The sequence below is a fragment of the Paenibacillus sp. Aloe-11 genome, assembly GCF_000245715.1.
GTDB lineage: Bacteria > Bacillota > Bacilli > Paenibacillales > Paenibacillaceae > Paenibacillus > Paenibacillus kribbensis.
This window is the reverse complement of sequence record NZ_JH601067.1, coordinates 206,644-219,011: the sequence shown is the minus strand read 5'-3', so window position 1 is coordinate 219,011 and position 12,368 is coordinate 206,644. Positions and strand designations below refer to the sequence as shown.

The window sequence follows — 12,368 nt, the reverse complement described above, 5'->3', positions numbered from 1 at the left end:
GACGGCAAGCTGCTATTTGCGCTTTCGGGCAATCCCGGTGCATGCTTTGTAGGCTGTGAGCTGTTTGTGCGACCTACCATTCAAATGATGCTGTCTTCGGAGCAGCCGTATTTGCCAACCTGGACGGTACGGCTGGGCGCAGATTATACGAAGGTGAACAATTTTACCCGTTTTGTACGCAGCTCTCTTGAAATACGCGACGGTCAAGTGTATGCCATTCCTGCGCAAGCGGATGAATCCAGTGTTATGGTGACGATAAAGGACAGTGATTGTCTGATCGTGGTTCCTCCAACAACAGAAGGCTTGCGTGCTGGAGAAGAGGTGCGTGTATTGATACTCCAAGGCGGCCAGATAGCGTGAATACGAAGCAGCCGTATGTGTGTCAGATCGTCGGCTACAAAAATACGGGGAAAACGACCTTCCTCGGAGGATTGATTCGTTATTTGCGGGATTCCGGGCTGCGCGTGGCAGTGGTCAAGCATGATGGGCATGAGTTTGAGATGGATCATGAGGGGACAGATACATACAAGCATCGGCAAGCGGGTGCCGAAGGCGTGGCTATTGTTTCAGCTGGAAGAACAGCCATTTTAGAAGAGCAGAGTCGACCTGTCAGCGGACTGATTCGGCATTTTCAGGCCTATGACTGTGTATTGCTTGAAGGCTTTAAGCAGGAGCATTACCCCAAGCTCGTCATGATACGTGATTCAACAGATGCCCATCTTGCAGCTACGCTGTCAAATGTTCAGGGAGTAGCGGTTTGGAAGCATCAAATGGAATGGGCTCAAGGTCACTATTCGGACAAAACGATACAAATATTTGCTGCCAATGCCAACGACCAGGCAGGTCGCTGGCTAATTGGTCAGATTCAGCAGCAAAGTGAAGATGTACCGGATGAACGAAACTGAGACATCAATCGGATGATTCGGCTTGAGACTCCAGCCGCCGTTCAATCGCTTGAGACATGGTTTTGTCGGTCAGGTGGGCATAGACTTCGGTCGTTTCTGTCGAAGCGTGCCCGAGCTGTTCCTTGGTTTTGTAGATATCATTTTGCAAATAATAGTCGGTGGCAAACGAATGGCGGAGCTTGTGAACGGTCAGGTAAGGCTTGCCGAATCGTTTGGCGTACTTGATGATCATCGCCTGAATCGCTCTTTTGGTCATCCGTTTGCCCTCCGTGCTGCCGTTGGGTCGTGCTACAAAGAGAGCTTTTTCTTTTTTTGGAGCACGGTAACGGGTATGTCTTAGTGACAAATAGAGTACAAGATCATCCTTGGACTGCTCGCGGAAATACACCGGTGTTTTAAACGTTTCATCGTTATTGCCTTTGCGGTACACGTATAGTAATTTATTGTTTAGATCCAGATCATCCATGTTCAGATTGACGATTTCGGACACGCGCAGACCCGAGTTCAGAATGAGACTGGCGATACAGGCATCCCGTTCCTTATTCAGCTCATAGGAGTAAAGCGCCTGCTTGTTGTCGGCCAGATCGTGTCCATAGCCTTCATAAATATAGCCGATAAATTCTAGCAGCTCTTCCTCTTCCAATATTTTTCCCTTGAGCTTGGCGGCTGTATCCTTGGGTTTATGTATGCGCTTGATTTCCACCTTGGCCATAATGTTGCGTTTGAGCAACGGATAAAAATTTTCATCCTCAGCGATCTGGCTTAAATAATGAAAGAGGGAACGGAGAGACGATAGCTTGCGTGAAATCGTAATGCGGGAGTTGGAGCCTTCGCGTTTAGTGGACAGGAACAAACGAAAACCTGTAATGCTGTCCATATGAAGTGTCTCCAGTTCTTCCAGCGTAACTTGGGCGTTCGTTTCTCCGGCAGACAAGCCTTCCGAGCGAAGCCATGAAAAAAAAGCTTCATAATCCCGTACATATTCCAGAAGGGTAGAGGGGGATAGGTCGGGAAGCTTGTAATCCATAAATTGCTGTACGTACCACGGTAGATCCGGCATTTTTTCATCCAGTTTGCGCCGGTCGATGATCTTTTGTATATTCATTGGGTTCCACCTCGTCCGGTCATAATATATATGTATTTTAACATATTTTGAACAGTACTGGATGAGAAGTAGCCAAAGTAAGGAATGCACTGAACCGCCAAGAGAGGTGAAAGTATGGGGTATAATATCAAATCCGAACTTAAGCTGTCCATAAAAAGTGTACCAGAGTCGCAGAAAGACATTATTGTGCAGCTCATGCAATTTTATTTATATGATTTTACAGCCTATCTTCGAATTGATGTTACTGAGAAAGGTACATTCCCGGCTTACCCGGATTTGTATCAATACTGGACAAGTGGCGAACAGAAGCTGCCTTTTTTAATATGGAGACAGGATATTCCTGTGGGCTTTGCGCTGGTTGACCGAATGTCCAGCAATCGGGAGGCTGACTACTATATGGCTGAGTTTTTTGTGCTTCGTCCTTATCGGCATAATGGCGTCGGAACCTGGGCAGCTCATGAGCTGTTTGGACGTTTTGCCGGGCGTTGGAAGGTGACACAGATGAGCACGAATAGACCGGCACAATCCTTTTGGCGCAAGGTGATTGATCGCTATACGAACGGGGATTACAGGGAACAGACACATCCCGTACGAGGGAATATAAGTCAGTTTTTCAATACATGAAAAATTCATAATAATATACTATGAACAATAAGAGTCGAGGCGATGATCCAGCGGCTCTTTTTTTGTTGTCAATCACCATCCTCATTTTGATTTCGATGAGCGTGCTCTGCTGGTGGCAGGCAGCATTTTTTAGCATTAGCGCTTGAGTATATGTAATAATATGGAATTAATTGAATTCTGCCGGGGCATCAGCTGCGGCCGAAGATCGCTTAAACCGCGCTATGCGCGGTTTTTTGGCATTTATCGAGGAATTTTGACATATGCAAAAACAAGAAAATTAAATGATTATTTCAATATATGAAAAATTATAAATAGAAAAAAACAGATGGATTAAACGGTAAATGGAGCGATTTAGCAGGAGTAAAAGTACATAAATTATATAGGTAATATTACATATTCTTGAATTTTTACACAAGGAAATAACAGAAAAATGACGAATGTATTGAATGAGATGCACAATGTAAGCCCTTATTTGGAAAGGAAAGGCTTAATTGGTGACTTCTTTTTATTATTTCATTGCATGATTGGAGGTGAAGGCGGAAGAAGTCAGTTTGAGTTGTGGGCTGAAACGAGTTGAAACGGAGGATCGAATTGGCTAATTTTTGACAGCAGGTATGACGTATGTTCAAACGAAAGAGAGGATGGCATTCATTGAAAAAGGCAAAAAGCAAATTAGGAGTTGCGTGTCTGGCGCTCATGATCGCAGGAGCTTCCTGGCCGGGGATGGCAGCGCAGGTGCATGCGGCACCAACAAGCGATGAGTACAGCTGGAAGAGTGTAGTTACAGGCGGAGGCGGCGGGTTTGTGCCCGGTATTATTTTTAATGAAAAGGAAAAGGATCTGATTTATGCCCGTACGGATATCGGAGGGGCTTACCGCTGGGATGCTGCCAAAGAGAGCTGGATTCCGCTGACGGATTCTGTCGGCTGGGATGACTGGAATAAAAATGGGGTAGACGCGCTGGCCACCGACCCTGTCGATCCCAATCGGGTATATATTGCCACAGGTACGTATACCAATTCCTGGGACAAGGAAAACGGGCAAATTATGCGTTCGACCGACCGGGGCAATACGTGGCAGACAACCAAGCTTCCTTTTAAGATCGGGGGTAATATGCCGGGACGTTCGATGGGTGAACGGCTGACGATTGACCCGAATAAGAACAATATTTTGTTCTTCGGGGCACGAAGCGGCAATGGTTTGTGGAGAAGTGATGATTACGGGGTGACCTGGAGCAAGGTGACCAGCTTCCCGAATCCTGGCGACTTCGTGCAAGACCCTTCAAATGAGTATACCAGTGATAACATTGGCTTGGCCTGGATTACATTTGATAAAAAAACAGGCTCATCCGACAAAGCGACTCAGACGATTTATGTGGGTGTAGCCGATAAGAAGGAAAGTGTGTACCGCAGTACGGATGGCGGGAAGACCTGGTCTGCTGTAGCGGGACAACCAACAGGTTATTTGCCGCATCATGGTGTTTTGTCCTCGGACGGAAATCTGTACATTACGTATAGTGATGGAGCTGGCCCTTATGACGGGACAAAAGGTGAAGTGTGGAAATTGAATACCGCCAGCGGGCAATGGACCGATATAAGTCCTGTCGCCAGCAGCAGTTCGGACGATTATTTTGGATATGGCGGATTGGCAGTGGATGCGCAGAAGCCAGGTACTCTGATGGTGTCTACGCTGAATTCCTGGTGGCCGGATGCACAAATTTATCGCAGCACAGACAGCGGGGCAACCTGGAGCCCCATTTGGGAATTCGAATATTATCCAAATCGCAAGCTGAGATACAATCAGGATATTACAGCCGCGCCTTGGCTGACCTTTAATACGATTCCTGCTCCACCTGAGGTATCTCCGAAGCTTGGTTGGATGGTCGGCGATCTGGAGATTGACCCATTCAATTCAGACCGTATGATGTATGGTACGGGGGCTACTATTTATGGCTCCAAAAATCTGACCAACTGGGATAAAGGTGGAAAGATTGACATTTCGGTGGCAGCCAAGGGTATAGAGGAAACGGCCATTTTGGATCTGGTGAGTCCTCCAAGCGGTGCCCCTTTGGTGAGCGGAGTCGGTGATGTCTCCGGCTTTAGACATGATGACTTGTTCAAGGCTCCAGCTAAAATGCTGGATAACCCGACCTTTACAAGCAGCGAAAGCATAGATTATTCAGAGTCAAATCCCGGCTTTATGGCACGGGTTGGCAAGGCGGATTACAAAAAAGATCCAAATGCCAAATCCATCGGATTCTCCCATGATGGCGGAGCGAACTGGTATAAAGCGAACAGCGAGCCTTCCGGCACTGCAGGAGGAGGCAGCATTGCCGTAGCTGCTGATGGCAACAGCTTGCTCTGGAGCACATCGGACAAAGGAGTATTTTACTCCAAGACATCCGGTAATTCGTGGACAGCGAGCACAGGTGTTCCGGCAAATGCCAAGATCGCCTCTGACCGGGTGAACCCGAACAAATACTACGCATTTGCAGCCGGAAAAGTATATACGAGCACGGATGGAGGGGCTTCCTTCAAGGCATCCGCGGCAACTGGATTGCCATCCCAAGGCAATGCGGATATCGGTGCTGTCCGTGGTGTGGAAGGAGACGTGTGGCTCGCCGGGGGCTCCGAGGATGGAGGGTCTTATGGCTTGTGGCATTCCAAGGATTCCGGCGTCACCTTCACCAAGCTGGATAATGTTGAGCAAGCAGACTTTGTCGGCTTCGGCAAAGCGGCTCCGAACCGCACTAATGCGGCCGTATTCATCGTCGGCAAAATCGATGGTGTACGTGGATTTTACCGTTCGGATGATAGCGGCGCGAACTGGGTGCGCATTAATGATGACGAACACCAGTACGCACGGGTGACGACGATTATCGGCGACCCTCGGGTATACGGACGTGCGTATCTGGGAACCAATGGACGTGGAATTCTCGTGGCGGACCGCTTGAGCGGCGAAGAGGCTCCGGCTCAGTCCACGATTACCCCTACGGCTGCAACCTATGGGCCGGACGGCAGCTATGCTGATATTTCTGTCAAGCTTACACTGAATGGCAATACGCTGGATGAAATCCAGCAGGGCAGCACGGTATTAAAGAAAGATGAGGATTATAAACTCGACGGCGAAAAGGTAATCCTCTCCAGTAAGTATTTGTCCACACTTCCAAAAGGAAACACATCATTGACGTTCCATTTCAATACAGGTGGCGATGCTCAATTTGTCGTTACAGTGAAGGACAACACGCCTAGTGATCCGGGAACTGATCCAGGAACGGACCCAGGTACTGATCCGGGAACCGATCCAGGAACAGACCCAGGCACTGATCCCGGTACTGATCCGGGTACGGACCCAGGCACTGAGCCTGGAACAGAGCAGGGCGTTCTAAAGGTACAGGCATACAATGGCAATTTGATGGATACAACAAATACAATTAATCCTAGAATTAAAATCTTTAACACAGGCACTTCTCGCGTCTCATTAGCGGATGTAACGCTGCGCTATTATTTTACCGTGAACGGGGAGAAAGCTCTGAATTTCTTCACGGATTGGTCTAACTACGGTGCATCCAATGTATTCGCCAGCTTTAAAAAGATGTCCGATCCAAAAACAGGAGCGGATACTTATGCGGAAATCGGCTTTAAATCTACAGCAGGTTATTTAGAGCCTGGTCAAAGTGTCGAGCTGCAAACCCGGATATCCAAGGTGGATTGGACCAACTACTCGCAACTTGATGATTATTCCTTTGACAGTGCATCAAGCAGCATGAAGGATTCAAGCAAAATTACCGCTTATTTATCTGGCAGCAAACAGTGGGGAATTGAACCGTAAATCTCGTTAGACATATCTTAGATGCACATAAGGCTAATTTTCTAGCAATAAGCCTTGCGAGTCCTGCATCTGTTTAAAGCTTGCAATGAGGCCGGCCACTCTGAATGAGTGAGCTGGCTTTTTGCGGTCCAGCCATTATCGCAGGCTTCGGACGGTAAACTTTTTGGTGCATGTACAGCTTTTGAACGAGGCAAAATAAGAAAGTGTCAAGCTAGAGAGCCATCAGGCAAACAGGAAGGATGAAATGATGAAGTTAACCTTAAGTCATCAACCAGCAGCAAAGGCGGAAATGTTGATTAGAAAACCGGTAAAAGAGGTGTTCGAGGCTTTTATCGACCCTGCGGTCACCACAAAATTCTGGTTCACCAAAAGCAGCGGGAGCTTAAAAACGGGAGATCGTGTTCGATGGGATTGGGAGATGTACGGCGTTTCCGCAAACGTAGAGGTAAAGGAAGTGGAGGAAAACAAGCGAATCCTCATCGAATTTGGCACCACAGTCGAATGGATATTTACTTCCCGGACGGAGAATGAAACGCTCGTTACGATTACCAACACCGGATTTAAAGGCGATGGTGATGACATTGTAAAGCAAGCCATAGTATCAACGGAGGGCTTTACAATTGTCCTTTGCGGACTGAAGGCGCTTCTGGAGCACAATATTGTTTTGAATCTCGTATCGGATAAAGCGCCGGATGCCCACGTCAAACGCTAAAAATCGTTTTTTAAAAGAAAATGTCTTACTAATGTATAAAGAGGCGGTTGCAGATTATAGTAATTATTTCACTATATGAAAAATTCAAAATAGAAAAACCGTCTCTTGTCGCCTCATATCTCCATAAAACACAAATCCACCATAAGAAAAAGAAGGAGTAGAATGGAACGTATGTTCTTTATTTAGTAAAAAAAAGAAACGCCCTCGTTCGAAAAGCGTTTAAACTGTGGGATGGGAATGCCCGTCATACAAGGTACCGGGAGGCGGAAATCAACAGGGTCATCGTTATGACATTCACAATCGTAGAAAGCAATACCGTTTGTGCGGCAAAATCAGGTTCATTTTTATATTCTTCCGCCAGAATGCTTGTATTCACGCCAGTAGGCATACCGGATGCAATGAGCAGTGCCTGAGCCGGAATTCCTTTGAGGCCAAGCAGCGATACAATCAGAAAACCGACTATGGGACCTGCGATCAGGCGCAGTACCATACTGATATACACGGCTGTACGGCGCAAACGGAAGGGATATTGCACAATTTGCGCTCCCAAAGTAAGCAGAGCAACGGCAACCATCGACTGGCTGATATAATTCAAAGGCTCAGTTAGTAAATGGGGCAATGGAGTATGAAGTACATTCAGCAGCAAGCCCAGCGCAAGCGCGTAGGGTACAGGCATTTTTAAAAAATTAATTAAAATTCTTCGGGTATTGGCTTTGCCATTCTGTACAACAAATGTACCGTATGTAAACGTAACAAAGCTTTGAAAGGTCATGATCAGAGCTTGAACGGAAATAGCCAGTGGATCACCCTTAAACACCAATTGGTTGATTGGCAGACCATAATTTCCTGAATTATCTAGCATAACACTGTTTGTAAAAGCTCCACGCATCCCGGGGCTGTATTTCAGAGATCGGGCGACGGTTGTGCTGATCACGTACAGAATAGCTATGTATAAGGCATAAAAAAGCGAAACCTCACCCATGAGCATCAAGGATATTTCCGAATTATAAAGTCCCGTAAACACTACCGCAGGGGTGATGTAGTAAAAATTGATTTTAGCCAAGGTGTACAAATCCAGTCGGAAATAATATTGCATGATGCACCCCAAGCCAATGAGTACAAAAATAGGTAAAACAACGTCCAAAAGTATGGTGCCAAACATGTCTGTTTCATCTTCTTTCTATTATGCGAATGTAAGGGCTAATGCTTAAAAATGCATGTGTAAATTCCATTATACTGTGGAAATCGGTCAGGCGTATATTAAAATTTTAGACTGGATTGGCAATCTGCGCTGCAGCTCTCACGGCGTTTCACCCATTAGTTAAAAAAAGATAAAGAATCAGCTTATAGAAGCCGTTAATACATCTAGGGACATTGGAGCCCGGTCTTACTATAAGGAGGAATTGCATCATGAGAAACACTTGGACAGCCTTTTTAGCGTGTATACTAGTCTTGGGATTGACAGCAGGAACCGCTGCAGCCAAACAGGGGCGCGGAAATGGTCAAGAGAACAGGCAGGAAGCAAAGACGTCTGTTAAAGACGTGAATGAAAAGAGCAGGGAAAAGGTAAGCAAACCGCATGACTCAGGCAATGATCAGTCCAAAAATCCTAACGATAAAGCACTTGGCAAAAAGGGTGAAGAAGCACCTGCTGCAGTAACTGCAGTAACGTATGATACATACGGGGAGTTCAAAGGTCACAAGGGACACAACGGGTACAAGGGTCTGCTTAATGCGGTAGAAAATACGAAGGATAAGCCGGCAGGAGCGGTTATTGCGAACCTGCTGCTTACGAAATACCCGGACCGATTGACTCAGGAGCAGATTGCAGAACTCGAATCGATCCGGAATTCAGGTAAAGCACTGACTGAGGCAGCTGATCTGCTGGCCCAAAATGGAAATCTAACAGATGCTGTTTACATGCAAGAGGAAGCGGTGCTGGCTGATGTAACTGATCTGGACAGCTACAAAAAGCTAGGTGAGTTCTCGAAGAAAGCTGGACGGCAGTCAGGTATGAAGCTGTTCGTGAACGGTAAACAATACGACACCAAACCGATTAATCGCAATGGAACTACACTAGTTCCGTTTAGAACAGCTTCCGAAGCCTTGGATGCGAAGGTTGCCTGGGATCCGAAAGAAAAGGCTGTTATTGTCACTCGTAACGGCGTATCTGTCAAATTAATTGTTAACAGCTCCAACGTATATATTAACGGTCGGTCGTATTCTATCGAGCAGCCGGCATCCATAGTGGACGGGACGACAATGGTGCCTGTAAGGGTAATCGTAGAGGCCTTGGGAGCCCATGTTAAATGGGAGCCTGAGAGCCAGTCCGTGGTCATATACGAGCAGCCAACATCATTAACGCCTACATCAACACCCTAATGTGCTGTGAACACAAATTCTTGTAATAGCGAAAAGGCTCTTGACTAAATCGTCAGAGCCTTTTCTATCTGTGTTAAAGGCTACTCGCATTACATGCTCGGCATGTGTACAATTAAATTGAGATAACAGAGAAAAGGAAGTGGCAAACATGGATTTGGGATTAACGGGAAAGGCTGCCTTTGTTGCGGGTTCCAGTAAAGGGCTTGGCAAGGCAAGCGCACGGGAACTGGCGCGTGAAGGAGCGAATGTCGTGATTTCAGGACGAAACGAAGCCGAGCTTCAGCGGACACAGGCCGAATTACAGGCAACAGCGAGTGGACGGGTTGAATATGTAGTTTGTGATGTAACGAAACCAGAGCATATTTCCAAGGCCATCCGCCGCACAGTGGATTTGTATGGTACCATCGATATTTTGGTTAACAATGCGGGTGGGCCACCTGCGGGAACCTTTGATGACTTTACGGATGAAGTTTGGCTGCAGGCCTTTGAGCAAAATTTACTTAGTCATATCCGGTTGATTCGCGAGGCTCTGCCATATATGAAAAAACAGCAAAGCGGCAGAATTTTAAATATTGCCTCTTCTTCGGTGAAGCAGCCGATTCCTGGCCTGATTATCTCGAATACGCTACGCACAGGGGTTGCTGGACTGGCAAAGACATTGTCTATGGAATTAGCTCCTTACAATATTCTGGTACATACTGTAGCACCTGGGAGAATTGCAACAGATCGTGTTCGCAGCTTGGACGAGCTTCGGGCAGAGAAAACTTCCCAGACGGCAGATCAGGTTCGCAGGCAAGCAGAAGAGGGCATTCCGTTGGGACGATATGGGGAGCCTGAGGAGTTTGGTAAAGTCGTTGCTTTTCTGGCGTCGACAGCTTCATCCTATTTGACAGGCAGTACCATTCTTGTTGATGGCGGAATGATTAAATCGTTATAAATAAAGAAGCGTGCCAGCAGCGAAGTTCATCGGCTGTTAGGCACGCTTCTTTTGAAGTTTTATTTCTGGCGAGGAATTTCACAACCGTCGTCAGTACATACACCACCTGCATCATGTTCGGAGGAGTCTGCGCTTACCATCGTAAATGGAGAACGTTCGCTCCATGCTTTTTGCAGAGCATCATGGAACACTTCCTCCGGCTGAGCGCCCGAAACCGCAAATTTCCGATCAAACACAAAGAACGGCACACCGCGAACGCCCAACTCAGCGCCTTCGGCTTCATCGGCACGAACCTCATCCGTAAAGCGGTCACTGGCCAATATAGCCGCAGCTTCTTTCTGATCCAAACCAACCTCGGCAGCCAATGCCGCCAGCACTTCATGGTCGCCGGTATGCTTGCCTTCTATAAAGACAGCCTGGAATAAACGCTCGCTCAGCTCCAGCATTTTGCCCTGTGTTTGAGCCCAATGTGTCAAACGGTGAGCATCAAGAGAGTTGGTCGGCACCATCGCGTGAATATTGTATTCCAAACCTGCAGAGCGTGCATTTTCGTTCATACGGTCATTCATCGCTTGTGCTTCTTGCAGACTGACGCCATATTTAGCTGACAGCTCTTCATTGATCGTTTTGCCGCTATCTTTTACAGCATCCGGGTTCAGTTCAAAGCTCTTAAATGTTAATTTTACCTCATCGCGGTGTGGGAATTGCTGCAGCACTTGTTCCAAACGGCGTTTGCCGATATAACAGAACGGGCACATATAATCAGACCAAACTTCAATATTCATAAGGAAAAGCCTCCATGTTTTATTGAGTAAGCGGAAATGAGTCAGCTCACTTTTACAATGCGTATCAAAGATGAAACTTATTTGGTTACAATATGGATTATAAGCCCACGGCGTTTAATGTGCAAATATTTAATACTTGTCAAAAAACAATTACTGTGATATTTTATACCTGTAACCGGTTACACATTGGAGTTGAAACTACATTATGACAACAATTAAACAGGTCGCCAGCTTTGCAGGTGTTTCTGTAGCGACCGTATCCAGAGTTATTAATGAAACAGGATATGTGCATGAGGACACACGCCGGAAGGTTGAGGCGGCTGTTAAGCAGCTGAATTACAAGCCTAACGAGGTCGCTCGTTCTTTGTATAAAAAGAAATCCAGATTAATTGGTCTGCTTTTGCCGGATATTACGAATCCTTACTTTCCCTTGCTGGCTCGCGGGGTGGAGGATCGAATGCAGGAAAATGATTTTCGAATTATTTTTGGCAACAGCGATGAAGATCGCCAAAAAGAACTGGATTACATGGACACGTTTACGCAAAATAATGTTGTTGGAGTCATTTCATCTACCAATGATCCAGACGCCGACTGCTATGCCAAGCTGAAAATTCCTGTCGTTTTTCTCGATCGGACTTCCAGTGACAGCCTTTCCGTATTTGCAGATGGGGCCCATGGTGGTCGATTGGCGGCTCAGGAAATGGTTGCCCGTGGCAGCAAACAAATTACAGTCTTGCAGGGTCCCGCACATATTCGTCCGGCGCAGGATCGTTTTCGTGGAGCGGTTGAAGAACTTCAGCAATTGAATATTACTTATCATGTCGTCGAAACAACGTCCTTTTCGTTCAAGGATGCGGAATCGTGGGCCAAAGAGTTATTCAGCAAGCATCCGGATACGGACGGGGTTATCGCCAGTAACGATATTGTGGCTACAGCGGTGATGCATGAGGCACATCGATTAGGGAAAAAAATCCCGGATGATGTTCAAATTATCGGGTTTGATGATATACCATTAAGCAGCTTGCTGTTCCCGCCTTTGTCAACGATTCGCCAGCCTGCTTATGAAATGGGCTGGGAAGCGGCAGGG

10 protein-coding genes and 1 pseudogene are annotated in these 12,368 nt (G+C 46.7%); 8 read left to right on the top strand and 3 right to left on the bottom strand.

Features of this window, described 5'->3' with window-relative positions:
* Positions 1–360, top strand: a pseudogene (locus WG8_RS29060) (gephyrin-like molybdotransferase Glp); the annotation flags it as partial.
* Positions 357–905: a molybdopterin-guanine dinucleotide biosynthesis protein B gene (mobB, locus tag WG8_RS22120; RefSeq protein ID WP_007432509.1), complete on the top strand. Its 549-nt coding sequence runs from the start codon at positions 357–359 to the stop codon at positions 903–905. The pseudogene WG8_RS29060 and the gene mobB, both read left to right, overlap by 4 nt.
* A gap of 4 nt (positions 906–909) precedes the next feature.
* Here mobB and xerS read toward each other — a convergent pair whose 3' ends face one another.
* Positions 910–2,010 carry a tyrosine recombinase XerS gene (gene xerS / locus WG8_RS22115; RefSeq protein ID WP_007432508.1) on the bottom strand — a complete coding sequence of 367 codons (1,101 nt, stop codon included), beginning with the start codon at positions 2,008–2,010 and terminating at the stop codon, positions 910–912.
* A gap of 114 nt (positions 2,011–2,124) precedes the next feature.
* Between xerS and WG8_RS22110 the strand changes: the two genes are divergently transcribed.
* The 3 genes from WG8_RS22110 to WG8_RS22100 all read left to right on the top strand — a co-directional run bounded on the left by WG8_RS22110 (position 2,125) and on the right by WG8_RS22100 (position 7,177).
* Entirely contained in the window at positions 2,125–2,634 is a 510-nt protein-coding gene (locus WG8_RS22110; RefSeq protein WP_007432507.1) for a GNAT family N-acetyltransferase, read from the top strand.
* 651 nt (positions 2,635–3,285) lie between these two features.
* Positions 3,286–6,465, top strand: a complete 3,180-nt coding sequence (locus tag WG8_RS22105; RefSeq protein WP_007432506.1) for a X2-like carbohydrate binding domain-containing protein — start codon at positions 3,286–3,288, stop codon at positions 6,463–6,465.
* 247 nt (positions 6,466–6,712) lie between these two features.
* The gene (locus WG8_RS22100; protein WP_007432505.1) at positions 6,713–7,177 is read left to right on the top strand and encodes an SRPBCC family protein; all 465 of its coding nucleotides are present in this window, start codon (positions 6,713–6,715) and stop codon (positions 7,175–7,177) included.
* 244 nt (positions 7,178–7,421) lie between these two features.
* Here WG8_RS22100 and WG8_RS22095 read toward each other — a convergent pair whose 3' ends face one another.
* Positions 7,422–8,339, bottom strand: coding sequence for an AEC family transporter (locus WG8_RS22095; RefSeq protein WP_007432504.1), 918 nt, complete (start codon positions 8,337–8,339; stop codon positions 7,422–7,424).
* Between the two features lie 248 nt (positions 8,340–8,587).
* On the opposite strand from WG8_RS22095, the gene WG8_RS22090 reads away from it, so the two are divergent.
* Both WG8_RS22090 and WG8_RS22085 read left to right on the top strand, forming a co-directional pair.
* Complete coding sequence (locus WG8_RS22090; protein WP_007432503.1) at positions 8,588–9,559, top strand: copper amine oxidase N-terminal domain-containing protein; 972 nt, start codon at positions 8,588–8,590, stop codon at positions 9,557–9,559.
* Between the two features lie 148 nt (positions 9,560–9,707).
* A complete protein-coding gene (locus WG8_RS22085) occupies positions 9,708–10,496 on the top strand; it encodes an SDR family oxidoreductase (RefSeq protein WP_007432502.1) in 789 nt (262 codons plus the stop codon).
* Positions 10,497–10,555: 59 nt separating this feature from the next.
* Here WG8_RS22085 and WG8_RS22080 read toward each other — a convergent pair whose 3' ends face one another.
* Positions 10,556–11,281, bottom strand: a complete 726-nt coding sequence (locus tag WG8_RS22080; RefSeq protein ID WP_007432501.1) for a DsbA family oxidoreductase — start codon at positions 11,279–11,281, stop codon at positions 10,556–10,558.
* 205 nt (positions 11,282–11,486) lie between these two features.
* On the opposite strand from WG8_RS22080, the gene WG8_RS22075 reads away from it, so the two are divergent.
* Positions 11,487–12,368 (top strand): LacI family DNA-binding transcriptional regulator (locus WG8_RS22075; RefSeq protein ID WP_007432500.1); only part of this gene is annotated, 882 nt, incomplete at its 3' end.

What these genes read in the sequence shown, in the direction of transcription:
- xerS (WP_007432508.1), bottom strand. Translation starts at nt 2,010, where the DNA reads ATGAATATACAAAAGATCATCGACCGGCGCAAACTGGATGAAAAAATG.
- WG8_RS22110 (WP_007432507.1), top strand. Translation starts at nt 2,125, where the DNA reads ATGGGGTATAATATCAAATCCGAACTTAAGCTGTCCATAAAAAGTGTA.
- WG8_RS22100 (WP_007432505.1), top strand. Translation starts at nt 6,713, where the DNA reads ATGAAGTTAACCTTAAGTCATCAACCAGCAGCAAAGGCGGAAATGTTG.
- WG8_RS22095 (WP_007432504.1), bottom strand. Translation starts at nt 8,339, where the DNA reads ATGTTTGGCACCATACTTTTGGACGTTGTTTTACCTATTTTTGTACTC.
- WG8_RS22090 (WP_007432503.1), top strand. Translation starts at nt 8,588, where the DNA reads ATGAGAAACACTTGGACAGCCTTTTTAGCGTGTATACTAGTCTTGGGA.
- WG8_RS22085 (WP_007432502.1), top strand. Translation starts at nt 9,708, where the DNA reads ATGGATTTGGGATTAACGGGAAAGGCTGCCTTTGTTGCGGGTTCCAGT.
- WG8_RS22080 (WP_007432501.1), bottom strand. Translation starts at nt 11,281, where the DNA reads ATGAATATTGAAGTTTGGTCTGATTATATGTGCCCGTTCTGTTATATC.